This window comes from Sphingomonas benefaciens, assembly GCF_052907485.1.
In genome coordinates this window covers 308102-331717 of record NZ_JBREIC010000002.1, presented here as the reverse complement: position 1 = coordinate 331717, position 23616 = coordinate 308102, and the positions used below count along the sequence as shown (strand labels likewise).

The 23616-nt window shown below is 68.5% G+C and carries 18 protein-coding genes; 11 read left to right on the top strand and 7 right to left on the bottom strand.

The genetic code is table 11. From position 1 onward, the window contains the following. The first annotated feature begins 52 nt into the window (after nucleotides 1-52). The 4 genes from ACU5AX_RS09950 to ruvA all read left to right on the top strand — a co-directional run bounded on the left by ACU5AX_RS09950 (nucleotide 53) and on the right by ruvA (nucleotide 2625). Nucleotides 53-595, top strand: a complete 543-nt coding sequence (locus ACU5AX_RS09950) for a DUF1003 domain-containing protein (protein ID WP_198353743.1) — start codon at nucleotides 53-55, stop codon at nucleotides 593-595. A gap of 29 nt (nucleotides 596-624) precedes the next feature. Further along, nucleotides 625-1368 (top strand): YebC/PmpR family DNA-binding transcriptional regulator, encoded by a 744-nt coding sequence (locus ACU5AX_RS09945; protein ID WP_446690755.1) that lies wholly within the window; start codon nucleotides 625-627, stop codon nucleotides 1366-1368. A 151-nt stretch (nucleotides 1369-1519) separates the two neighbouring features. Then, nucleotides 1520-2026 (top strand): crossover junction endodeoxyribonuclease RuvC, encoded by a 507-nt coding sequence (gene ruvC / locus ACU5AX_RS09940; RefSeq protein WP_198353741.1) that lies wholly within the window; start codon nucleotides 1520-1522, stop codon nucleotides 2024-2026. Further along, nucleotides 2023-2625: a Holliday junction branch migration protein RuvA gene (gene ruvA, locus ACU5AX_RS09935; RefSeq protein ID WP_446690754.1), complete on the top strand. Its 603-nt coding sequence runs from the start codon at nucleotides 2023-2025 to the stop codon at nucleotides 2623-2625. Before ruvC ends, ruvA begins: the two co-directional genes overlap by 4 nt. A gap of 74 nt (nucleotides 2626-2699) precedes the next feature. Here the strand turns inward: ruvA and ACU5AX_RS09930 are convergent, their stop codons facing one another. The 3 genes from ACU5AX_RS09930 to ACU5AX_RS09920 form a co-directional block, all read right to left on the bottom strand. Then, entirely contained in the window at nucleotides 2700-4181 is a 1482-nt protein-coding gene (locus tag ACU5AX_RS09930) for a glycoside hydrolase (RefSeq protein WP_446690753.1), read from the bottom strand. Beyond that, nucleotides 4178-5542 carry a glycoside hydrolase family 27 protein gene (locus ACU5AX_RS09925; RefSeq protein ID WP_446690752.1) on the bottom strand — a complete coding sequence of 455 codons (1365 nt, stop codon included), beginning with the start codon at nucleotides 5540-5542 and terminating at the stop codon, nucleotides 4178-4180. The genes ACU5AX_RS09930 and ACU5AX_RS09925 overlap by 4 nt, the downstream gene beginning before the upstream one ends. Nucleotides 5543-5651: 109 nt before the next feature. Further along, nucleotides 5652-6959 (bottom strand): sugar MFS transporter, encoded by a 1308-nt coding sequence (locus ACU5AX_RS09920; protein ID WP_446690751.1) that lies wholly within the window; start codon nucleotides 6957-6959, stop codon nucleotides 5652-5654. A gap of 136 nt (nucleotides 6960-7095) precedes the next feature. Between ACU5AX_RS09920 and ACU5AX_RS09915 the strand changes: the two genes are divergently transcribed. The 7 genes from ACU5AX_RS09915 to ACU5AX_RS09885 all read left to right on the top strand — a co-directional run bounded on the left by ACU5AX_RS09915 (nucleotide 7096) and on the right by ACU5AX_RS09885 (nucleotide 20122). Continuing rightward, complete coding sequence (locus ACU5AX_RS09915) at nucleotides 7096-8238, top strand: aldose epimerase family protein (protein ID WP_446690750.1); 1143 nt, start codon at nucleotides 7096-7098, stop codon at nucleotides 8236-8238. Nucleotides 8239-8253: 15 nt separating this feature from the next. After that, nucleotides 8254-10053, top strand: coding sequence for an IlvD/Edd family dehydratase (locus ACU5AX_RS09910; protein WP_446690749.1), 1800 nt, complete (start codon nucleotides 8254-8256; stop codon nucleotides 10051-10053). Nucleotides 10054-10375: 322 nt separating this feature from the next. Further along, nucleotides 10376-13216, top strand: coding sequence for a TonB-dependent receptor (locus ACU5AX_RS09905; protein WP_446690748.1), 2841 nt, complete (start codon nucleotides 10376-10378; stop codon nucleotides 13214-13216). A 64-nt stretch (nucleotides 13217-13280) separates the two neighbouring features. Continuing rightward, nucleotides 13281-14012 (top strand): DUF6445 family protein, encoded by a 732-nt coding sequence (locus ACU5AX_RS09900; protein WP_446690747.1) that lies wholly within the window; start codon nucleotides 13281-13283, stop codon nucleotides 14010-14012. Next, nucleotides 14009-15523: a tryptophan halogenase family protein gene (locus ACU5AX_RS09895; protein WP_446690746.1), complete on the top strand. Its 1515-nt coding sequence runs from the start codon at nucleotides 14009-14011 to the stop codon at nucleotides 15521-15523. The genes ACU5AX_RS09900 and ACU5AX_RS09895 overlap by 4 nt, the downstream gene beginning before the upstream one ends. Before the next feature lie 58 nt (nucleotides 15524-15581). Next, nucleotides 15582-18800, top strand: coding sequence for a glycoside hydrolase family 2 TIM barrel-domain containing protein (locus ACU5AX_RS09890; RefSeq protein WP_446690745.1), 3219 nt, complete (start codon nucleotides 15582-15584; stop codon nucleotides 18798-18800). Next, a complete protein-coding gene (locus ACU5AX_RS09885; RefSeq protein ID WP_446690744.1) occupies nucleotides 18800-20122 on the top strand; it encodes a family 43 glycosylhydrolase in 1323 nt (440 codons plus the stop codon). Before ACU5AX_RS09890 ends, ACU5AX_RS09885 begins: the two co-directional genes overlap by 1 nt. 34 nt (nucleotides 20123-20156) lie before the next feature. Here the strand turns inward: ACU5AX_RS09885 and ACU5AX_RS09880 are convergent, their stop codons facing one another. From ACU5AX_RS09880 to ACU5AX_RS09865, 4 genes are read right to left on the bottom strand one after another with little or no spacing between them, the layout of a single operon-like run. Continuing rightward, nucleotides 20157-21098 (bottom strand): Gfo/Idh/MocA family protein, encoded by a 942-nt coding sequence (locus tag ACU5AX_RS09880; RefSeq protein ID WP_446690743.1) that lies wholly within the window; start codon nucleotides 21096-21098, stop codon nucleotides 20157-20159. Further along, on the bottom strand, nucleotides 21095-22090 hold the full coding sequence (gene araD1 / locus ACU5AX_RS09875; protein ID WP_446690742.1) for an AraD1 family protein: 996 nt from the start codon (nucleotides 22088-22090) through the stop codon (nucleotides 21095-21097). The genes ACU5AX_RS09880 and araD1 overlap by 4 nt, the downstream gene beginning before the upstream one ends. Next, nucleotides 22087-22725, bottom strand: coding sequence for a 2-dehydro-3-deoxy-6-phosphogalactonate aldolase (locus tag ACU5AX_RS09870; protein WP_446690741.1), 639 nt, complete (start codon nucleotides 22723-22725; stop codon nucleotides 22087-22089). Before ACU5AX_RS09870 ends, araD1 begins: the two co-directional genes overlap by 4 nt. After that, nucleotides 22722-23594, bottom strand: a complete 873-nt coding sequence (locus ACU5AX_RS09865) for a 2-dehydro-3-deoxygalactonokinase (protein WP_446690740.1) — start codon at nucleotides 23592-23594, stop codon at nucleotides 22722-22724. The genes ACU5AX_RS09870 and ACU5AX_RS09865 overlap by 4 nt, the downstream gene beginning before the upstream one ends. Nucleotides 23595-23616 lie beyond the last annotated feature (22 nt).

The following is a 23616-nucleotide window of genomic DNA, read 5'->3' as shown; positions in this document are numbered from 1 at the left end:
GGCGCGGCCGGCTAGGCGCGCGGCCGGACCTTTCCTCCGGAAGATACGCGTCATGGCCCAGCGTCCTCCCTTCGCCGACATTGCCCTGCGGCTGCTGAAGAAGCCGAGTCACGCGCTCGATCCCGAGGAACAGCGCGTGCTCGCCAGCATCGATGCGGGCACGCTGGTCAGCCGCGACGCGGCGGACGAGGCGGACTTGCGCGCTAGCGTCGGCGATCGGCTCGCCGATCGCGTTGCCGCGGTCGGTGGCTCGTGGGGCTTCATCATCGCCTTCACCCTGGTGCTGCTCGGGTGGATGATCCTCAATTCCGACGTGCTCGGCCATTTCGGCCTGGTCTTCGATCCCTATCCCTACATCTTCCTCAACCTGATGCTGTCGACGCTCGCTGCGATCCAGGCGCCGGTGATCATGATGAGCCAGAACCGTCAGGCCGCGAAGGACCGGCTGGCGGCGAGTCTCGATTATGAGACCAACTTGCGCGCCGAGTTGGAGATCCTGCGGCTGCACGAGAAGCTCGATCTGCTCGTCGCGGACCGGCTGGCGGGACTGGAGGCGAAAATCGACCGCTTGGCGAAGACGGGTCCGGCAGCTTAAAGGCCGACGATTATCCGTCAGAGGCGATCATGGCAGGCCATTCCAAGTTCAAGAACATCATGCACCGCAAGGGCGCGCAAGATAAGAAGCGCTCGAGCATGTTCTCCAAGCTCAGCCGCGAAATCACCGTGGCGGCGAAGATGGGGCTGCCCGACCCCGACATGAACCCGCGCCTGCGCGCCGCGATCGCCGCGGCCAAGGCGCAGTCGATGCCCAAGGACAATATCCAGCGTTCGATCGATAAGGCGTCGCGCGGCGATGCCGAAAGCTACGAGGAAATCCGCTACGAGGGCTTCGGACCCGGCGGCGTCTCGCTGATCATCGAGGCGCTGACCGACAATCGCAACCGCACCGCGACCAATGTGCGCACCGCGGTGTCGAAGAACGGCGGCAATTTGGGCGCGAGCGGATCGGTCAGCCACGGCTTCGACCGCATGGGCCTGATCAATTATCCGGCCAGCGCCGGCGATGCCGAGAAGGTGTTCGAGGCGGCGCTGGAAGCGGGCGCCGAGGACGTCACCTCGTCCGACGAGGGTCACGAGATCTGGACGGCGCAGGGCGACCTGCACGAGGTCGCCAAGGCGCTGGAGCCGGTGCTCGGCGAGGCGGAGGGCGCCAAGCTCGCCTGGCGGCCGCAGACGATGGTGTCGGTCGACGAGGGCGATGCGGCGACTTTGTTCAAGCTGATCGACGCGCTCGACGACGACGACGACGTGCAGACCGTCTGGGGCAATTATGAAGTCTCGGACGAGGTGATGGAGAAGCTGGGTTGATGAGCCTTGTCCTCCCCGGCACGGGGAGGGGGACCGCGACGCGAAGCGGCGTGGTGGAGGGGGCTGTCCACGAGCGCTGTGCTTGGGGAGCCCCCCCTCCACCAGCCTGCGGCTGGTCCCCCTCCTCGCGCGGCGGGGAGGATCTTGCCACATGATCATCATCGGCCTCGACCCCGGGCTCGGCACCACCGGCTGGGGGGTGATCCATGCCGACGGCAACCGGCTGCGCCATATCGCCAACGGGCAGATCAAGACCGATCCGTCGATGCCGCTGCCACGTCGACTCGCCAACCTCAACGCGGCGCTGACCGACGTCATCCTCGCCGAGCGTCCCGAGAGCGCGGCGGTCGAGGAGGTGCTGGGCAACACCAATGCGCAATCGACCCTGAAGCTGGGTCAGGCGCGCGGCGTCGTGCTGCTGACCGCGGCCAATGCCGGACTGTTGGTCGGCGAATATCATCCCTCGACGGTCAAGAAGGCGGTGGTCGGCACCGGCGGCGCGGAAAAGCGTCAGATCCAGGCGATGATGGCGGTGCTGCTGCCCGGCGCCAAACTGGCCGGCCCCGACGCTGCCGACGCGTTGGCGGTGGCGATCACCCACGCGCATCATCTGGCGAGTGCGCAGGGCATGGCGCGCAGGGCGAGGATTACGGCATGATCGCACATCTCAAGGGCCGGCTGGATTCGACAGGAATCGACCATGCGGTGATCGATGTGGGCGGCGTCGGCTATCTCGTCGGCGCATCGTCGCGCACGCTGGCGGCGATCGGGCCGGTCGGCGAGGCGGCGACGCTGTTCACCGAGATGCTGGTCGGTGAGGATTTCCTGCGCCTGGTCGGCTTCGCCACCGCCGGCGAGCGCGACTGGTTCCGGTTGCTGACCGGGGTTCAGGGCGTCGGCGCGCGCGTCGCGCTGGCGATCCTGTCGGCGCTGGAGCCGGGCGAGCTGTCCCGTGCGGTCGCGGCGCAGGACAAGGCGATGGTCGCCCGCGCCAATGGCGTCGGACCGAAGCTCGCCGAGCGGATCGTGCGCGAGCTGAAGGACAAGGTCGGCGCGGTGGCGACGCTGGGGCCGGCAGCGGCCGCACAGGTCGCTCCGATCGGGGCGGGGGCGGACGCGGTCTCGGCGCTGCTCAATCTCGGCTTCCGCCCTGCCGAGGCAGCGAGCGCGGTCGGCGCGGCGGAAGAGGAGCTGGGACCAGGCGCGACGCTGGACGCGTTGGTCCGGCTGGCCTTGCGCAAGGCGGCCAAGGGATAATCCTCACAGGGGCGTATTGCCCCTTATCCTCCCGTCTTGGCCCCGGCACGCCGTCCGGATCGGCTCCCGGGGTATCAGCGCTCAAACGTCGGGCATGCAGCCGCGGCCCGCCCCTTGGTCAGAAACAGCGTCACCACCGATCGCGGCGGGGCGACCGTGCCGGCCTCGCACGCGGCGCGGTGGGTGGCATCGGTCAGCACCATCTGCACGGACCAGCCCGACGGCACGAGCAGCCGTCGCGAGACCGGCGCCGGATTGACGTGGACGAGCACCAGGCGCGTGCCGTCGGGCGACAGCGCGCCCGCCGTGTCCATGTCGTCGACCGGGACCAGCCGATCGCCGGGGCGGATGAAGCGGCTGAACTGCGCCATTGCCCAATATTTGCGGGTCACGTGGATGGCGTGCGGGTTACTGGCGGGGGCCGCCAGATCGGCCTTGACCAGCCCCCAATTGGAGCCCGGCTTGCCGTCGCGTGCGCTGAGATTCTCGACTGCCTGCCAGAAGACCCAGGCGGCCGGCTCGAGCCGCTTGAGGTCGGCGACGACATGCTCGGCAAAGGCGAGGGGGCTCGTCATCCCCTCGAGATCCTCCGGATCGCCCGGCAATGGCGTGTCGTCCTCGCTCATCCACAGGCGGATGCCGCTCGCCCGCGCGACGTCGCGGACGCCGGTCTGATGCACGGTGCCGTAGCTATGGACGTTGAGCTGCCCGATCCTGGCACGGGTCGCGGCGGGATAGCCGGCCCAATCGACCAGAAAGGTGTGCGAGTTGGTCTCGTCCGGCGCGGCGACCAGCGTGGCGAGGCCGCGCGCGCGCAGCGCCGCGTCGGTCGCGTCGATCATCGCCGCCTGACGCGCCGGGCTCCAATGCGCGCCTTCCTGCGTATTGGCGGCATACCAATAATCGGTGTTGGGCTCGTTCACCGGCGAAAGGGTGCGGAACACGATGCCGTGACGCCGCTGCAACGCGTCCACCGCAGAGGCGAGGTAGCCGGCGAACCGCGCCTCCTGACCGGGGCGGAGATTGTCGTCGGTCGCCTTGACCGCGCCCGAGACGCGGCCCGACACGGTCATGAACCAGGGCGGCGAGTTGGAGAAGGCCTCGAAGATCGGCGCACGTACCCGCGCCTTGACCGCGTCGAGCCACCAGCGCTGGCGCGCGTCCTGTGACCAATCCCAGGCGGCGGGATCGTCGGCGCGCCAGCGGGCGGCGTCACCGACGGGCAGCCGCCAGAAGCCCGGCACCGCCGCGCCGGGGCGCAGATAGGGCTTCACCGTCGCCGCATTGCCGCCGCCGATATTGTAACGCGCGATCGTCCAGCCCAGCCCCTGCCGGCCGTAGAACAGGTCGGCGAGCCGGTTGCGCTCCGCATCGGGCCAGCCGCCGGTGACCTCGGCGAACCAGGCGAGCGCCGTGCCCCAGCCCTCGAAGCGGGTCGTCGCGCGGTCGATCGCCGGGTGCAGCGCCACCGGCACCACGGGCGTGGTGCCGGCGGATTGCTGTGCAGATGCGGGCGTCGCCACGAGCACCAGCGCGGCGAGCGTCGGACGGATCACGCGCGCGACAGACGATAGAGGCCCGCACCATGCGGCGGCAGGGTGCGGGCGATCCGGCCGCCGGCCCGGCCATCGGCCGCTCTCGCCCACAGATCGCGCACCGCGACGCCGCCGTCGAGGCCCAGCATCGCCAGCGGCAGGCCGACCTCGCGCGCGCCGTCGCTGGTGTTGAACAGGGCGAGATAGGTGTCCCCATTCGCCGCTGTCGCCGACCAGATACGCGTGCCGTCGGTGACGAAATGGGGGCGGTTGCCGCTCGATGCCTGATTGACCGCAATGACTTCGGGATTGGTCAGCAACGCCGTGGTCGGCGCGTCGAGATGGCGCAGGTCGCCGCCCATGATCAGCGGCGAACGGGCGATCGACCACAGGGTCATCAGCGTGCGCTGTTCGTCGGGGGTGAATTTGGTGTCGCGCTGCCCCATCGCCAGCCTGCCCAGCGGCAGCATGTCGGCGTCCGGCCAGCGGCCGTCGCCCATATAGGGATTCCAGTTCTCCAATCGGGTGAACTGTGCCGCCAGCAGGCCCCAATCGTCCCAGAAGTCGTCGGAGATGCGCCACATCTCAGCATGGCGGCGGGCATGGTCGCCGCGGACCACCGGCGTCTCGCCCGGCGACATGCTGAGGATCATCGCCCGGCCGCAGCGCTGGATGGCGCGGTGGATCGCCTCGATCTCCGCGGCATGGGCGTCATAGGGGCGGCTGAGGTCGTCGACCTTGACGAAGTCGACGCCCCAGCGCGCATATTCGGCGAAGACGCCGTCATAATAGGCCTGCGCGCCAGGCTTGCTCATGTCGACGCCGTACATGTCGACGTTCCACGAACAGATGCTGGCCGTGTCCGCGATATCCTGCGCGCGATACCGCGTGCCGAACACGGGCAGGTTGGCCTTGACCGCGGCGCGCGGGATGCCGCGCATCCGGTGGATGCCGAAGCGCAGGCCGAGGCCATGGACATAGGCGGCCAGCCCCGCGAACCCCTTGCCGCCGGCGGCCGACGGAAAGCGGACCGGATCCGGCTGGAACCGGCCGTAGCCGTCCATCACCGGCTGGATGTCGCTGTTATAGGTATAGCCCTTGGCGCGCGGATCGTACCATTGGTGGTCGACCGTGAAGATGTCGTAGCCCGCCGGTTTCAGCACGCGCGCCATGATGTCGGCGGTCTCGCGCGCCTGCGCCTCGGTGATGGTGACGGCGAAGCTGTTCCAGCTGTTCCAGCCCATCGGCGGGGTCGGCGCGAGCTGGCCGCCGCTCGCCGCGGCGGCGGGGCCGGCGAGGGCGGGCAGCATCGGCACGGCGGCCGCTCCGGCGATCAAGGTGCGTCGCGATAGCCCGCCCACACGGGTGTCGTTCGTCGTCATTGTGTATCCCCCCGGATAAAGGCGGCGGGATCGGGCAGCGCCCGGTCCGGCCGCCAGTTGCAACGCTAGGCCGGCGCTGCGGGGGCGACCGGCCGCCCCCGCCCAGACGTCAGACCGCCGCCTGCTGATCGGGCAGCGGATTGGTCGGCCTGGACCCGACCAGCGCGTAGAACAGCACGTAGAGCGCGCAGCCCGCCGGGATCAGGAAGCCCCAGTGCAGGCCATAGGTGTCGCCGATCTTGCCCTGGATCGAGGCGAGCGCGCCGCCGGCGATCGACATGATCAGCAGGCCCGAACCCTCCTCGGTCAGCGGGCCGAGGCCGCGGATCGCGAGTGCGAAGATCGCCGGGAACATGATCGAGATGCCCAGGCCCGAGACGATCAGGCCGTACATCGCCGCCGGCCCGGTCACGAAGGCCGCGGTCAGCGTCCCCGCCAGCGCGATCAGCGAGAAGAGCGCGAGCACGTGCTGGGCGGCGATCTTGCGCATCAGCGCGGCGCCGGCGAAGCGGCCGACCATCATCCCGCCCCAGAAGAAGAGGAGGTAGGAGGCGGCATGCTCCTGCGTCAGATTGGCGATGTCGGGCTGCGACACGAAGTTGATGAAATAGCTGCTGACGCCGATCTCGCCGAGCACGCAGAGCGCGATGCCGACGCAGCCGAGGATCAGGTTGCGGTGGTTCCACAGCGACAGGCCGCGGCGATCCTCGGCATTGGCGCGCTGGGTGGCCGCGCCGAGCGCGGGCAGTTTCGCACGGGCGATCAGCACCGCCAGCAGCGCCAGCACGATCGCGACGATGAAATAGGGCAGCTCGGTCGCCTGCGCATCGGCCATCCGCTGCGCCTCGGTCAGCTGCGTGCCGTGCGCCGCGGTGCCGGCGGTGGTGCGGGCGAGGATCAGATATTTGCCGAAGATGATCGCGAGCACGTCACCGGTGGTGTTGAACGCCTGGACCAGCGTCAGCCGGCCCTCGGCGCTCTCCGGCGGGCCGATCACCGCGACATAGGGATTCGCCGCCACCTGCAGCAGCGCGATACCGCACGACACGACGAACAGCGAGGCGACGGTGACGCCGTAGGACACCATCGATGCCGCCAGGATCATGCCGAGCGAGCCCAGCGTCATCACGCCGAGGCCGGTCGTCAGGGCGCGTTGATAGCCGATCCGCTCGATCAGCTTCGCCGCCGGAATCGAGGCGAGCAGATAGCCGATGAACCATACCGACTCGATCAACCCGGTCTGGAAATAGTTGAGCTCGAACACGCTGCGCAGATGCGGCAGCAGCGTGTTGTTGATGACGGTGATGAAGCCCCACATGAAGAACAGCGAGGCGAGCAGCGCGAGCGCGGGCCGGTAGGAGGCGGAAGCCCCCCCGACGGGCGTACCCGCGGATGTGTTGACGAATCCTCCGGCCATCGAACCCTCTCCTTCACGGCGCGCCGTGCCCCACCGATCGCTCCCCGCCCGGCAGAACGGCTTGCGCTCTTATATGTCTGACTATAAGCCGTCCGTGATACGGTCAATCGGAAACGACCGGTCCCGGAGGAGAACGATGCCCAAGCCTTCCACGATGATCGCGCCGGTCGTAGTCGCGGCGCTCGGCCTTGCCGCGCCGGCCGCGGCCTCGACCGCCAAACGCGAAGCATTCGGTACGCTGCCCGATGGCACGCGGATCGAGGCGGTGACGCTGACCGGCACCAATGGCGTCACGGCGCGGATCATGACGCTGGGCGCGACGCTGCAGTCGTTCCGCGCGCCGGACCGTAACGGCACGATCGCCGACATCGCGCTCGGCCACGACGATGCCGCCAGCTACGTCACCAAGCCCAATTTCTGGGGCCAGACCGTCGGCCGCTATGCCAACCGCATCGCCGGCGGCAAGTTCACGCTGGATGGCAAGACCTATCAGCTGCCGCTCAACGACAAGACCAATTCGCTGCACGGCGGCACCACCGGCTTCGACAAGGCGGTGTGGCGGATCGTGTCGGTCCACCAGGGGCCGCAGGCGAGCGTGACGATGGCGCTGACCAGCCCGGCGGGTGACCAGGGCTATCCCGGCAAGCTCGACGTCACCGTCACCTATGCGCTGGACGACAAGGGCGCGCTGACCATCGACATGCAGGCGAAGACCGACGCGCCGACGATCATCAACCTGACCAACCACGCGCTGTTCAACCTGGCGGGCGAGGGGTCGGCCGGCGGCATCTATGCGCAGCGCATGACGGTGCCGGCGGCGCGCTTCACGCCGGTCGACGCGACGCTGATCCCGACCGGCGAGTTGAAGCCGGTGGCGGGAACGGTGTTCGACTTCACCAGGGGGCGGGTGATCGGCCAGGATATCCGCGACGGTCGCGATCCGCAGATTGCGATCGGTCGCGGCTACGACCACAATTTCGTGCTCGACAAGGGCCGCACCGCCGAACCGCAGCTCGCCGCGCGGGTCGAGGATCCGGCATCGGGCCGCGTGCTGGAGGTGCTGAGCACCGAACCGGGCGTGCAATTCTATTCTGGCAATTTCCTGGACGGAACGATCGCCGGCAAACAGGGCCATGTCTATCGCATGGGCGACGCCTTCGCGCTGGAGCCGCAGGTGTTCCCGGACACGCCCAACCATCCCGCCTTCGGGTCGGCGCGGCTCAACCCCGGCCAGACCTATCACCACCGCATGATCTACCGCGTGTCGACGACACGCTGACCGGAGCCTTCCCCCATGACGAGCGAAGCCCCGACGGGCAAACTGCGCAGCCGCGCATGGTTCGACAATCCCGCCAACATCGACATGACCGCGCTTTATCTCGAGCGCTATCTCAACTTCGGTCTGAGCCTGGAGGAACTGCAATCGGGCAAGCCGATCATCGGCATCGCCCAGACCGGCAGCGACCTGTCGCCCTGCAACCGCCATCATCTGGTCCTTGCCGAGCGGGTGCGTGAGGGCATTCGCGAGGCGGGCGGCATCGCGATCGAATTCCCCGTCCACCCGATCCAGGAAACGGGCAAGCGGCCGACCGCGGGGCTCGACCGCAACCTGTCGTACCTCGGGCTGGTCGAGGTGCTGTACGGCTATCCGCTCGACGGCGTGGTGCTGACCATCGGCTGCGACAAGACGACGCCGGCTTGCCTGATGGCGGCGGCGACGGTGAACATTCCGGCGATCGCGCTGTCGGTGGGGCCGATGCTCAACGGCTGGCACAAGGGCGAGCGCACCGGATCGGGCACGATCGTCTGGAAGGCGCGGCAGATGCTCGCCGCGGGCGAGATCGACGACAAGGAGTTCATCCGCCTCGTCGCCTCGTCGGCGCCGTCGACCGGCTATTGCAACACGATGGGCACGGCGACGACGATGAACAGCCTGGCCGAGGCGCTGGGCATGAGCCTGCCCGGCTCCGCCGCGATTCCCGCGCCGTATCGCGACCGCCAGGAAGTGTCGTACCGCACCGGCAAGCGCATCGTCGAGATGGTCGCCGAGGACCTGAAGCCGTCCGACATCCTGACCAAGGAGGCCTTCCACAATGCGATCCGCGTCAATTCGGCGATCGGCGGGTCGACCAACGCGCCGATCCACCTCGCCGCGCTGGCGCGCCACGTCGGCGTCGACCTGCCGCTGACCGACTGGCAGGAGCAGGGGCATGACGTGCCGCTGCTCGTCAACCTGCAGCCGGCGGGCGAGTATCTCGGCGAGGATTATTACCGGGCCGGCGGCGTGCCCGCGGTGGTCAACCAGCTGATGGGCCAGGGGCTGATCCATGAGGATGCGCCGACGGTCAACGGCCGCACGATGGGCGACAATTGCCGCGATGCGACGATCGAGGACGAGGCGGTGATCCGCCCGTTCGATCGGCCGCTGAAGGAGCGGGCGGGCTTCATCGTCCTGTCCGGCAATCTGTTCGATGCAGCGATCATGAAGACCAGCGTGATCTCCGACGAGTTCCGTGACCGCTATCTGTCCAACCCCGACGATCCCGATGCGTTCGAGGGGCCGGCGGTGGTGTTCGACGGACCGGAGGATTACCATCACCGGATCGACGATCCGTCGCTCGGCATCACGCCGCAAACGCTGATGTTCATGCGCGGCGCCGGGCCGATCGGCTATCCGGGCGCGGCGGAAGTGGTCAACATGCGGCCGCCCGCCTATCTGATCACCGAGGGCGTCCACGCGCTGCCGTGCGTCGGCGACGGCCGCCAGTCGGGGACGAGCGGGTCGCCGTCGATCCTCAACGCCTCGCCCGAAGCGGCGGCGATGGGCGGGCTGGCCTTGCTGCGTACCGGCGATCGCGTTCGCATCGACCTCAACAAGGGCACGGTCGACGTGCTGATCCCGGACGCGGAACTCGCCGAGCGGCGCCGTGCGCTCGAGGCGGCGGGCGGCTATGCCTATCCCGCGTCGCAGACGCCCTGGCAGGAGATCCAGCGCAGCGTCGTCGGCCAGATGAACACGGGGGCCATTCTGGAAGGCGCGGAGAAATATCAGCGCATTGCGCAGACAATGGGACTGCCGCGCGACAATCACTGACGCGGCTTTGCGCCGACGAAGGAACCGGGGTCGCCCCGCGGCCCCGGTTTTTTCGTGTCGACCGTTACGTTGCGTCCACACGCACATCGATAGATCGGTGCTGCAAGCTATACGGGAGCAACAAAATGGCGCTATAGAGACATTCTATTACTCTTATGGATGTACGGACGCGTATAGCGTGACATTAAGGCCACATCGGTTGCCTTTTCTTGGCTTTGATACGCACCGCGGCCCCTCTGACGACGATTTCATTTGTCTGGGAAAATCTTCCGGTATTATGTCCGACATACGGCTGGTAAGCGGCTGATCATGGGGAGGATGTATGAAGACGGGACACCTGCGCCTGCTGGGTGGCGCATCGGCCGTGGCGATGAGCCTGGGCCTGGCCGCCACGGCAAACGCCCAGACTGCGGCGCCGAGCAGCACGGTCGCCGCCGCGGCGCAGGTCGCGGCGCAGACCGCCGATCAGGCGGCCACCACCCCCAGCGACCAGGACATCGTCGTCACCGGCGTGCGCGAATCGTTGCGCTCGGCGCAGGCGATCAAGCGCAACGCCAACCAGATCGTCGATTCGGTCAATGCGCAGGACATCGGCAAGCTGCCCGACGCCAATACCGTCGAGGCGCTGCAGCGGATCACCGGCGTGCAGATCCAGCGTCGCTATGGCGAGGGCGCGACCGACTTCGACCACCGTACCACCCCGGCGATCACCGTGCGCGGCCTGACCCAGGTCAGCAACTTCATCGACGGCCGCGCCGCCATCTCCGCCTCCGGCGGCCGCACGCTCGATCTCGAAGCGGTGCCGCCCGAACTGCTCGCCGGCATCGACGTGTTCAAGAACCCGCCGGCCAGCACGATCGAGGGCGACGTCGCCGGCGTCGTCAACATCCGCACCCGCCTGCCCTTCGACCAGCCGGGCCAGCTGATCAGTGCGACCTTCAAGGGCAATTACTACGATCGCGCCGACAAGTTCGGCGGATCGGTATCAGGCCTGTACAGCAACCGTTTCGAGACCGGCATCGGCGAGATGGGCTTCCTGCTCAACGGCAGCTACGCCAAGAGCTCCTATCGCCAGGACGCGATCCTGATCGGCGCCTTCGGGCCGATCCCCGCCGGTATCACCATCCCCGGCGCCCCCGCCAATGCGCAGGTTCCCTATGGCGAGCAGATCTACGACGATGGCGGCGACCGCAAGCGGCTCGGCATTGCCGGTGCGTGGCAGTGGCAGGCGGCGCCCAATCTGCTGGTCACCGCGCAGGCGCTCTATTCGCGCTACAAGTTCTTCCGCCAGGGCAAATATTTTTATTACAACAACAACGGCAATGCGACGACGACGCCGCTGAACGGCGCCAACTTCACCTTCGACAGTGCCGGCTATGCGACCTCGGGCTCGCTGGCCAACCAGGTGTTCGAATCGGCACGCTTCGACCAGGATCTGACCAACACCACCGGCAATTACACGCTGTCGGCGAAATGGGACGTGACCGACCGCCTGCATGCGGTGTTCGACGCGCAATATCTCAAGTCGTCCTACAATGCCGATCGCAACGGCTTCGTCATCTCGCTCTACGACCAGACCGGGCAGACGCCCTATACGGCGAAGAACCAGAGCATCGTCGACTTCGATCTGCGCGGATCGCGGCCGGTATGGAACGTCCGCAACCCGGCGCTGCTGTCGGACCCGAACAACTACGCCTTCACCTACATGGCCGATTCGATCACGCGCAACGACGCGGACCAATTGGCGCTGAAATACGACCTGGAATATGACGTCGAGGGCGGCTTCCTGCAGAAGCTGCGTGGCGGCCTGCGCTATGCCGACAGCACGATCGACCTGCGCGGCACGTGGAACGGCTTCTGCCTGCTGCCGTCGGGGCCGAACCCAAGCTGTTCGTCCGCCAACGGCCTGCCCTTCGTCCGCCTGTCGCAATTCCCCGAATTGGCGCTGAAGGGGCCGACGCCCAATTTCTTCGACGGCCGCACCCTGCCCGGCGGCATCCTCTATCCGAACTTCGAACCGGGCAGCAGCCTGTGGGACAGCCTGGTCAAGACCGAGGCGAAGTTCGGGGCGACGCCGAAGAGCAGCTTCTCGCCCGGCGACCTCAACCATCAGACCGAGCGGACGCTGGCGACCTATCTGACCGCCGATTATGCCGGCACGATCGGCGGCATCCGCATCGACGGCAATGCCGGCGTCCGTGTGGTGCGGACGCGCACCGGTTCGGCCGGGACGATCTTCAACAGCGACGGCACGCAAGCACCGATCGACGTCCAGCGCGAATACGTCAAGGCGCTGCCCAGCTTCAACATCCGCGCCCGCCTGACCGATACGCTGCAGTCGCGCTTCGCCTATTCCAAGTCGTTCGCCCGGCCGAACTTCGACCAGATGGCGACCAACGTCTCGCTCAATGCGCCGAACATCATTGGCTTCACGCAGCGCGACGCCAATGGCAACGTGATTGCCCAATATCCGACCGGATCGTCGGGCAATCCCTATCTGCGGCCGATCACCTCCGACAATTTCGACCTGACGACCGAATGGTATTTCGCACCGACCGGATCGGTGACGTTCGGCGCCTTCTACAAGAAGGTCGACGGTTTCCTGGCCGGCGGCACCACCTTCCTGCCGTTCAACGGCGTGACCTATGCGATCGGCACGACGGTCAACACCGGCAGGGGTACGGTCAAGGGCGTCGAAGCGGCCTATCAGCAGTTCTTCGACTTCCTGCCCGGCCTGCTCAGCGGCCTGGGCGTGCAGGCGAACTACACCTATGTCGACAGCAGCGTGACCAATCCGTTCGCGACGGCGGGGTCGAACGTGCCGACGACGGTGCCGCTCGAGAAACTGTCCAAACACAGCTACAATCTCGTCGGCCTGTACGAAAAGGGTCCGGTGACCGCGCGGCTGGCGTGGAGCTGGCGCGGCAAATATTTCGACACGACGCAGGGCAGCGGCGCCAACAACCAGGTGCAGTTCCAGAAGCCCTATGCGTCGCTCGATGCGTCGATCAGCTACAATTTCAGTGCGCATCTCGCGCTGTCGGTCGATGCGGTGAACCTGACCAACCGGATGAATCTGACGTACATCAACACGCTCAGCCAGCCGCTGCAATACACGCTCAACGACCGGCGCTTCGGCTTCTCGCTGCGCGCCACCTATTGATCCTCCCTGGCCGGCATGGTCTGATCCTCGCCATGCCGGCCATTTTTATTGGGGAGGGATGCTGATGCCCGCCGAATCGCGGCACTCCACGCCCTTCACCACCAGCCCACAGATCGCAGTGATGGCCGTCGGCGAGGAACGCGAGCCCGTCATCGTCATTGACCGAGCCACCGGGTGGCTCGACCGGCTCCGCGACGCCGCCGCCGCCGCCGGCGCGGCCTTCGCCGCCGCCGACACCATCGGCAGCCATTATCCCGGCCTGCTCGCACCGGCGCCGGTCGCCTATCTCGACGGTCTGGTCCGCTTCGCCCTGCCACTGATCGCCGCGCATTTCGGCACGGGGGCGGTGATGCCGGCCCGCGCACGGGGCAATTTTTCGTTGGTGACGCTGCCAGGCGAAGCGCTGAGCGCGGAACAGCGGGTGCCGCATGTCGACGCTGCCGACCGGATGCAATTCGCCGCGGTGCACTATCTGTCGGATTCGCCAGATGGCACCGGCTTCTTCCGCCACCGGGCGACTGGCTATGAGACGATCGATCCCGATCGGCTGCCCGCCTATCGCGCCGCCCTCGACGCCGAACTCGCCGCCTTGCCGGCCGGCGGCTATATGGATGAGGACGATGCGCGGTTCGTGCGCACCGCGGCCGTCGCGGCGAAGCCCGACCGGCTGATCCTCTATCGCGCCGCCTTGCTGCACAGCGGCCTCATCTCCCGACTGCCGCGCGACGCCGCCGATCCGCGCGCCGGCCGGCTGACCGGCAACCTCTTCCTGCAATGCCGCACGGTGGCGGCATGAGTGACGACCGGCCGCTCGCCAGCATCGCGATCGTCGGCGGCGGCACCGCCGGCTGGATGGCGGCGGCGGCGCTGGCCCGCGTGCTCGGCCTGCAGGGACCGGCGATCACCCTGATCGAATCGGAGGAGATCGGCACGGTCGGCGTCGGCGAGGCGACGATCCCGCCGATCCAGGCCTTCAACGCGCTGCTCGGGATCGCCGAGGACGATTTCGTCCGTGCCACCGGCGGCACCTACAAGCTCGGCATCGAATTCGTCGATTGGTGGCGGCAGGGGCATCGCTATTTCCACCCCTTCGGCACCTACGGCGTCGATGCCGGCGCGGTGCCATTCGAGGCGATCTGGCAGCGGCTGCGACATGAAGGCGGCGCGGCGCCGCTCGACGCCTATTCGATCTGTGCCGCCGCCGCCGCCGCCGGCCGCTTCATGCGGCCGCAGGCGGGCCACACGCCGCTGGCGCAGATCGGCTATGCCTTCCACTTCGATGCAGGCCTCTACGCCCGCTTCCTGCGTGGCCATGCCGAGGCGGCGGGGGTGCGGCGGGTCGAGGGCAAGGTCGTCGACGTCGTGCTGCATGGCGACAGCGGCGCGATCGAGGCGGTAACGCTGGCGGACGGCACGCGGATCGCCGCCGATCTGTTCGTCGACTGTTCGGGGTTCCGCGCGCTGTTACTCGGCCAAGCGCTGGAGACGGGGTTCGAGGATTGGGCGCATTGGCTGCCGAACGACCGCGCGGTCGCGGTGCCCAGCGTGCCGTCCGGCCCGCCGGTGCCCTACACCCGCTCGACCGCCCGCGCCGCCGGCTGGCAATGGCGCATCCCGCTGCAGCATCGCATCGGCAACGGCTATGTCTATGCCAGCGCGCATCTGTCCGACGACGAGGCCGCGGCGCAGCTGCTGGCGTCGCTGGACGGCGCGCCGCTGGCCGAGCCGCGGCTGCTGCGCTTCCGCACCGGGCGGCGCGACGCCTTCTGGGTGCACAATTGCGTCGGCCTTGGCCTCGCCAGCGGCTTCATGGAGCCGCTCGAATCGACCAGCATCCACCTCGTCCAGGCGGGGATCGCGCGGCTGCTGGAGATGCTGCCGACGCGCGGCTTCGAACCGGCCGACATTCGTCGCTACAACCGGCTGATGGTGGCGGAGTTCGAAAGCATCCGCGACTTCCTGATCCTGCATTTCCACGCCAGCGAACGCGACGACAGCGATTATTGGCGCGATTTGGCGGCGATGCCGATCCCCGACAGCCTTGCCGAACGGACGGCGATCTACCGTGCGACCGGCCGCGTCTATCGCGAGGCGGACGAACTGTTCACGCGGACCAGCTGGCTGGCGGTGATGGACGGGCAGGGACTGCGCGCGCGCGGCTTCGATCCGATCGCCGCCGGCATGCCGGCCGAGGCGGCGCGCGCCCGGCTGGAGCGGATCGCGGCGGTGACGCAGGCGGCAGTCGGTCACATGCCCGCGCATCAGGACTTTATCGCACGCCACGGCGCGGCGGGGATTGCGCGCTGACCCGCCCCGTCTATTGTCGGACAAGACTGACAGAATGATTGCGTAGCGGGAGGATCGGATGCGGGCTTGGATGGGCGCCGGTGTGGCGCTGGCGGCGTTGGTGTCCGCCACGGGCGCAGCGGCACAGGATGATGCACCCCGGGTGCAGCCGGTGCAGGTCGATCCGTCGCGCCCCGATTGGGAAAATCCGGCGGTCTTTGCCCGCGGCAAGGAGCCGGCGCGTGCCACCGGCTTCCCGTTCGAAACTCGCGAGCGCGCGCTGGCCGGGCATCGCACCAAATCGTCGCGCTTCCTGCTGCTCAGCGGCACCTGGAAATTCGCGCTCTCGCCCGATGCCGACAAGACCCCCGTGGGCTTCGAGCGCCCGGACTATGACGTGTCGGCCTGGAAGGACATCAAGGTTCCCGCCGACTGGCAGGCGGAAGGATATGACCAGCCGCGTTACAACAACATCACCTATCCCTTCCCCGCTAACCGGCCGCTGATCCCGCACGCGACCAATCCGGTCGGTTCATACCGCCGCGACGTCGACGTGCCGGCCGGCTGGCAGGGTAGCGACATCATCCTTCACATCGGCGCGGCGGGATCGGCCTATGACGTCTGGGTCAACGGCCGGAAGGTCGGCTATTCGGAAGACTCCAAGCTGCCGAGCGAATTCAACGTCAGCCGTTTCGTGACGCCGGGCCGCAACACGGTGGCGATCCAGATCCACCGCTGGTCCGATGGCAGCTATCTGGAGGACCAGGACTTCTGGCGCGTCTCGGGAATCGAGCGCGAGGTGTTCCTGATGGCGGCGCCGAAGACGCGGATCTGCGACTTCTTCGTCCATGCCGGGCTCGACGACCGCTATCGCGACGGCCGGCTGGCGGTCGATCTGGCGGTGACGCCGGGCGCCGCGACCAGCGCGCGCTACGTGCTGATGGACGGCGACCGGATCGTGCAGCAGGGGCAGGCGGCGGTGCCGGCCGGCAATGCCGAGCGCATGGTGACACTGACCGGCAGTGTGCCCGGCGTGAAGCCGTGGACCGCCGAGACGCCCGACCTCTACATGCTGCTGGTCGAGCTGTACGATGCCAAGGGCGCGATCATCCAGTCGACCTATGCGCGGATCGGCTTTCGCACCGTCGCGATGCTGAACGGCCGCGTCACCGTCAACGGCAAGCCGATCACGATCCGCGGCGTCAATCGCCACGAACACGATCCGGAAACCTTCCACGTCGTCAGCCGCGAATCGATAGAGCGCGACATCAAGCTGATGAAGCGCAACAATATCAATGCGTTGCGCACCTCGCACTATCCCAACGATCCGATTCTGTACGAACTGGCGGACCGCTACGGCTTGTATGTGATGGACGAGGCGGACATCGAGAGCCACGCCTATATGGAGCAGGGCAACCATCATCCGGCGGAGCGCGCCCAATGGCAGATCGGCTTCGATCCGGCCTGGAAGGACGCGCATGTCAGCCGCGTCGCCAACATGGTCGAGCGCGACAAGAACCATCCCTCGGTGATCTTCTGGTCGCTCGGCAACGAGGCGGGGATCGGCCCCAATTTCGAGGCTGCGGCGGCCGCGGCCAAGGCGCGCGATCCCGGCCGGCTGGTCAGCTATCTCGGCTGGGGGACGCTGGGCGGGATCGGCGACTATCGCCCCAATGCCTATGCCGACATCTATGCGCCGATGTACGATCCGGCGGTCAAGCTGGCCGATTATGCGGAGCATGCGACCTTCAAGCAGCCGCTGATCGAATGCGAATACGCCCATATGATGGGTCAGTCGGGCGGCGACTTGAAGGAGTATTGGGACACGATCTACGCCCATCCCGACCGGCTGCAGGGCGGCTTCGTCTGGGATTGGGTCGACCAATCGATGTACCGCTATACTAAGGACGGGCGCCGCTATTGGGGTGACGGCGGCGAGTACGGCCCCAATCCGGGCGGCGACATCGAATTCGGCGACGGGCTGCTGCAATCCGACCGGACGCCCAATCCCCAGCTCTATGAACTGCGCAAGGTCTATGCGCCGGTGCAGTTCGACGGCTTCGATCCCGCCACCGGCCGGGTGACGGTGCGCAACCGGCATGACTTTCGTGACCTTTCGGGCTTCACCTTCCACTGGGTACTGGCGGAGGATGGGGTCCCGGTCGCGCACGGCGACCTGCCGCCGCTCGCCACCCCGGCGCGCGGGGCGGCAACGATCACGCTGCCGCTCGCCGGCCGGACGCTGCAGCCGGGCCGCGAATATTTCGTCACGGTCAACGTCCGCACCAGGGACGGTGCCGTGCCCGGCGTCGCGGCCGGCACGCTGGTCGGCTTCGAACAGTTCGCGCTATCAGGACTGCCGGGTGAGCCCGCTGCGCGTCCCAAGGGCATGGTCAAGATCGTCCAGCGCGACGGCGCCTTCCTTCTCGCCGCGGCGGGCGCCGAGTTGCAGATCGACCGCGGCACCGGTCTGATCCGCCGCTACGCCGCACAGGGCCGGCCGATCGCGACCGGCGCCGAACCGCATTTCTGGCGCGCGGTCACCGACAACGACATCGGCATCGGTACCGATCGCCTGCTCGCGATGTGGAAGACGATGAGCGAGACCCGCCGCGTCCGCGCGATCCGCGCCGCGGGCGATACGGTGACGGTGGACTATGATCTGGGCGATGGCGCCGCGACCTTCACCACCCGCTATGCGATGGCAGCCGACGGCAGCGTCGCGATCTCCGGCGAGCTGACGCCGGTCAAGCCCGACCTGCCGCCGCCATTCCGCGTCGGCTATGCCTTCGCGCTGCCGACCGACGTGACCGAGGTCGAATGGTATGGCCGCGGGCCGCACGAAAGCTATGTCGATCGCAAGACCTCGGCGCCGATCGGCCTGTGGCGCGGCCCGATCGCGGCGCAGAACCACGACTTCATCCGGCCACAGGAGACGGGCAACAAGGTCGACGTGCGCTGGCTGGAACTGTCCGGCGCCGGTCGCGGCCTGCGGGTGCAGGGCGCCGCGCCGCTGATGATGAACGCGCTCGCCTTCCCCTATGCCGATCTCGATCGGCATCCGCCGGGCAGCTGGAAATCCACCGACATCGTTCCGCACGGCCAAGTGACGTTGCTGGTCGATTCGGCGCAATGGGGCGTCGGCGGCGACACGCAATGGAGCCTCGTCGGCCAGCCGCTGCCGCAATATCGCACCAAGGCGGGGCCGACGCGCGTCGCCTTCACCCTGACGCCGTTCGCCGGTGCCGGGACGACCCCCGGCAAGGCCCAGCCCGCCAGCGCGACGGGAGCGGAGTAATGGCGATACGCCCCCTGCTGCTCGCACTCGCCGCGACGGCGATCGTCGCCGCGGATGCGCCGGCGCCGCGCTGGGATACGCCGGGCGACGGCAATCCGCTGCTGCCCGGCTATTTCGCCGACCCGTCGATCGTCCATGACGGTGGCCGCTGGTACATCTACGCGACGATCGACCCCTGGGGCGGTGACCGGCTTGGCATGTGGACCAGCGACAACGGCCGCGACTGGCGCTTCTCGACGCCGGACTGGCCGACCAAGCAGGCGGCGACCAGCCCATCCTCCGGCGATGCCAAGGTCTGGGCGCCGTCGGTGGTCCGGGCGCCGAACGGCCGCTGGTACATGTACGTCTCGGTCGGCAGCGAGGTGTGGGTCGGCAGCGCGCCGTCGCCCGCCGGGCCGTGGCGCGACGCGCATGGCGGCACGCCACTGATCCGCCGCGACTTCGCGCCGGCCTATCACATGATCGACGCCGAGGCGTTCGTCGACGACGACGGCCGAGCCTATCTCTACTGGGGATCGGGGCTCAACTGGACCAACGGCCATTGTTTCGTCGTGCGGCTGAAGCCCGATATGGTCGGCTTCGACGGCACGCCACGTGACGTCACCCCCGCGCATTATTTCGAGGGGCCGTTCATGGTGAAGGCAGGGGGCAAATACCTGCTCACCTACAGCGACGGCAACACGACCAAGGATACGTACAAGGTGCGCTATGCGGTCGGCGACACGCCGTTCGGCCCGTTCACCGAGGGGCCGAACAGTCCGATCCTGCAGACGGATCGGGCGCGCGACGTGATCAGCCCCGGCCACCATGCCGTGTTCCGGTCAGGCGGGCAGGCGTACATCCTCTACCACCGTCAGGCGCTGCCCTGGCCGCAGCCGGGGGATGCGGTGCTGCGCCAGGTGGCGGTCGATCCGCTGGCGCTGGGCACCGACGGCACGATCGCGCCGGTGGTGCCGTCGCATGGCGGGCCGGTGCGCGGCTTTGCCACGGCGCGCCATACCGGCCTGCGCTGGCGGGCGGCCGATGCGGAAAGCGCCAACGCCGGCGACGACAATTATGCGACGCTATGGCGGGGGCAGACGCTGGTCGCCGATCTCGGCCGGCAACGCGCGGTCAGGGCATCGCGGCTGCTGCCCGAGTTTCCGACCCGATCCTATCGCTTCGGGCTCGAGGCGTCGGACGACGGCCACCACTGGCGGAGGGTCGCACCGGTTGCGGAACGGCAGGGATCGCCGATCGTCGTGCCGCATCCGGCCAGCGCGCGCTTTCTGCGCCTGACCTTCCCCGATGGCGGCGCAGCCTGGGAATGGCTGGTGGAGTGACGCCCCGGCGGTAGCCGGGGCGATGCTCACGCCGTCATTCTATGAACGGTTCGACGCTGACGTGCCGGCCGCGTAGAAAGGCATCGGCGACATGGCGAAGCGGTGCGACGTCGACGTCCGACGTGCCCGCCCGCACGATCTCGGCGAAACGGGCATAGAGGCCGGGATATTCGCCGTGCAGCGCATCCTCGGCGACCGGCACCTCGCCGCCGCCGATCGACAGTTCCGACCCACCCTTGGCGAGCGTCAGCGTGCCGTCGTCGGTCTCGACGATGATGTCCCAGCTTTGCGGCCCCTCCTGACGGAAATCGAGATCCATCGCGATCGGCACGTCGGCGGCATCGCGGAAGGCGATGCGCGCGGCGATCGGCGCGGCGCAGTTGGACGGCACGTCCAGCTCCGCCTCCTCGACGAAGAACGGCCGCGGCAGGATGCGGGTCGCGATCGACAGGGCATTGATGCCCGGATCGAAGACGCCGAAGCCGCCCGGTTCCCAGATCCAGGCCTGGCCCGGATGCCAAACCCGCACATCCTCGCGCCAAGTGATCGTCACCGCGCGGATCGTCCGATCGGCGAGCCACGCCCGCGCCGGTTCGACGCCGGGCGCGTAGCGCGAATGCCAACTGGCGAACAGGCTGATCCCCTTGGCGTCCGCGGCATTGCGCAGCGCCTCCACCTCGGCCAGCGTCGCGCCGGGCGGCTTTTCGAGAAAGACGTGCCAGCCTTCGGCGATCGCCGTCTCGGCGATGGCACGACGGACCTGCGGCGGCGTGCACAGGGCGACCGCGTCGACCGTCACGTCGCTGGCAGCGAGCGCCTGGATGTCGTGGAAGAACGGCAGGCCGCCCTCCGGCCCGCCGTGGCGGCTGACCGTCGCGACCAGTTCGAAGGCCGGATTGCCGGCGATCGCGGGCAGATGCTGGTCGCGCGCGATCTTGCCCATGCCGACGAGCGCAAGGCGGATCGGCGTGCTCACAGCGCGCGCACCGCGACCGTGGCCGGCTCGGCGATCGCCAGCGGGTTGCGCAGCGGCAAGGTGAACGGCGCGGCCTCGATCTCGAACACGTCGCCGGCCCGGGTCGCCACCTGATCCGAGAAGGACAGGGTGGCGGTGCCGAAGAAATGGACATGGACGTCGCCGGGCCGCCGGAAATTGGGATATTTGAAGTGATGCCCCTCCAGATTGGCGAGGCTGTGCGACATATTGTCCTCGCCGGTCAGGAAGGGCTTCTCCCACAGCGTCCGGCCGTCGCGGACGATGCGGCTGGTGCCGCGGATGTCGCCCGGTACGTCGCCGATCAGCAATTCGGGTCCGAGGGCCGCCTGACGCAGCTTGGAATGGGCCAGCCACAGGTAATTGTGCCGCTCGGTGACATGGTCGCTGAACTCGTTGGCGAGCGCGACGCCCAGCCGATAGGGCGTGCCGTCGTCACCGATCAGATAGATGCCGGCGAGTTCCGGCTCCTCGCCGCCGTCCTGCGCGAAGGCGGGGGAGGTCAGGGGCTGTTCGGGGCCGACGAGCGACTGGCCGTCGCCCTTGTAGAACCATTCGGGTTGCTGGCCGACAACGCCAGCGGCGGGCTTGCCGCCCTCGACGCCCTCGAGGAACATGCGCATCGAGTCGGTCGGCTTGTCCGCGCTCGCCGCCGCCTTGTGCATCGCGTCGCGGCCTTCCGCGGAGCCGAGATGGGTGAGGCCGGTGCCGGCCAAGGTCAGCCGGGCGGGATCGTCATGGTCGATCGCCGGCAGGATGCGGCCGGCGTTCAGCTCCGCCGCGACGTCGACCGTCTCGTCCGTCCGCCGGGCGCGCGCCGCTTCGGCGAGACTGGTCCCCTCGGCGATCGCGGCGCGAGCGAGCGCCAGCGTCGTCGCGACATCGGCGAGAAAGCGGCTGTCGCCCTCCTCGCTCAGGATCACGCGGCGGCGGCCGTCAGGGCCGCGATGCTGAAGAAGTCGGGTCGTGGTCATGCCGGATCCTTGATGGCCGAAACGAAACGCGCCGCATCCGCCGCCACGTCGGCGGCGGACTTGCCCGCGCGATAGAGGTTGGAACCCAAGCCGAACCCATCGGCGCCGGCGGCGCGCCAGGTCGGGATATTCTCGGGCGAGACGCCGCCGACCGCCAGTACCGCGATGTCGCGCGGCAGCACGGCGCGTTGCGCCTTGAGCGTCGCCGGGCTCGCGCCCTCCGCCGGGAACAGCTTGAGCGCAGTGGCGCCGGCGGCGAGCGCGGCGAACGCCTCGCTCGGGGTGAAATAGCCGGGCAGCGAGATCAGCCCGGCGGCGACGCTGGCACGGATGACGGCGACATCGGTGTTGGGGGAGACGATCAGCTGGCCGCCCGCGGCGGCGACGTCGGCGACTGCCGCCTCGGTCAGCACGGTGCCGGCGCCCACCAACGCGCGGTCGCCGAGCCGGTCGACGAGCAGGCGGATGCTGTCGAGCGGCCGCGGCGAGTTGAGCGGCACTTCGATCAGGGTGATGCCGGCCTCGACCAGCGCGTCGCCGACCGCCGGCGCCTCCTCCGGGGTCAGGCCGCGCAGGATCGCGACGAGGGGACAGGCGGCGAAGGCGGCGGCATAGCGCTGCGCGAGATCGGTCATCGGATCAGCTCCTGAAGGGCGTGGACGCCCGCGACGAAGGCGGCGTGGCTGTCGATCGGCATCGCCTCGCCGCCGCGCTGGCGGATCGCCACCGCATAGAGATCGGCCAGCGCACCATTGGCGAGCAGGTGGACGGTACGGGCGGCGACGTCGTCGCGCGCGCCGACATCCGCGCCGATCAGCAGGCCACTGGCGAAGGCCGCGGCATCCTCGGGCGCACGCGCGCCGAGCAGCACCGAGGCGCGGATCTCGAACAGTGCGGCTGGCAGGTCGCGCGCGCCCGCGCCACGGCGCAGCCCGGCGCGGAAGGCGTCGCCGTCGCCCACCGGTCCGTCGAGCATGCCGGCGAGGATGCCATGCCCCTTGAGCAGCGCGAACAATTCGCCGGTCATCGCGGTGGTGACGTCGGCGATGCGCCCGTCGGCGAGCGCGATCCATTTGTTGTGCGTGCCCGGTTGGGCAAGCAGCGCGTCGGGCGGCACGAGCCCGGCGGCGACGGCGCCCAGAGCCTGAACCTCCTCGCCGCGCATCACGTCGTGCCGCGCCCCGGTCACCGCGACCCCGGGCACGATGGTGACGTCGTCTTCCAGGCGCAGGCAGGCGGCGGCGAGATCGGCAAGCCCGGCCGGGGCAGGGACATAGGCGGCCTCACGCCAGCCGCGGGTCGATCCGACCATGCCGACCGCGATCACCGGCAAGGAACCCCAGCGCGTCCGATAGGCGGCGATGTCGCGCGGATATGCGTCCGCCGCCATCGCCAGCACGCCGCGATCGTCGCGGACCGTCTCCACCACGCCGCCGTCGGCGTCGAGCCGATAGGCGCGGCGGTTGGTCGTCCCCCAATCGATGGCGATGCAGCCGTCGCTCATCGACGTCCGTCTCGCGGTCCGC

Bases quoted from the DNA above. Each gene is read 5' to 3' on its own strand.
- ACU5AX_RS09900 (WP_446690747.1), top strand. From the start codon at position 13,281: ATGCCCGCCGAATCGCGGCACTCCACGCCCTTCACCACCAGCCCACAG.
- ACU5AX_RS09890 (WP_446690745.1), top strand. From the start codon at position 15,582: ATGCGGGCTTGGATGGGCGCCGGTGTGGCGCTGGCGGCGTTGGTGTCC.
- ACU5AX_RS09920 (WP_446690751.1), bottom strand. From the start codon at position 6,959: ATGGCCGGAGGATTCGTCAACACATCCGCGGGTACGCCCGTCGGGGGG.
- ACU5AX_RS09895 (WP_446690746.1), top strand. From the start codon at position 14,009: ATGAGTGACGACCGGCCGCTCGCCAGCATCGCGATCGTCGGCGGCGGC.
- ACU5AX_RS09915 (WP_446690750.1), top strand. From the start codon at position 7,096: ATGCCCAAGCCTTCCACGATGATCGCGCCGGTCGTAGTCGCGGCGCTC.
- ACU5AX_RS09945 (WP_446690755.1), top strand. From the start codon at position 625: ATGGCAGGCCATTCCAAGTTCAAGAACATCATGCACCGCAAGGGCGCG.
- ruvC (WP_198353741.1), top strand. From the start codon at position 1,520: ATGATCATCATCGGCCTCGACCCCGGGCTCGGCACCACCGGCTGGGGG.
- ACU5AX_RS09910 (WP_446690749.1), top strand. From the start codon at position 8,254: ATGACGAGCGAAGCCCCGACGGGCAAACTGCGCAGCCGCGCATGGTTC.
- araD1 (WP_446690742.1), bottom strand. From the start codon at position 22,090: ATGACCACGACCCGACTTCTTCAGCATCGCGGCCCTGACGGCCGCCGC.
- ACU5AX_RS09950 (WP_198353743.1), top strand. From the start codon at position 53: ATGGCCCAGCGTCCTCCCTTCGCCGACATTGCCCTGCGGCTGCTGAAG.
- ACU5AX_RS09865 (WP_446690740.1), bottom strand. From the start codon at position 23,594: ATGAGCGACGGCTGCATCGCCATCGATTGGGGGACGACCAACCGCCGC.
- ACU5AX_RS09870 (WP_446690741.1), bottom strand. From the start codon at position 22,725: ATGACCGATCTCGCGCAGCGCTATGCCGCCGCCTTCGCCGCCTGTCCC.
- ACU5AX_RS09905 (WP_446690748.1), top strand. From the start codon at position 10,376: ATGAAGACGGGACACCTGCGCCTGCTGGGTGGCGCATCGGCCGTGGCG.
- ACU5AX_RS09925 (WP_446690752.1), bottom strand. From the start codon at position 5,542: ATGACGACGAACGACACCCGTGTGGGCGGGCTATCGCGACGCACCTTG.
- ACU5AX_RS09885 (WP_446690744.1), top strand. From the start codon at position 18,800: ATGGCGATACGCCCCCTGCTGCTCGCACTCGCCGCGACGGCGATCGTC.
- ruvA (WP_446690754.1), top strand. From the start codon at position 2,023: ATGATCGCACATCTCAAGGGCCGGCTGGATTCGACAGGAATCGACCAT.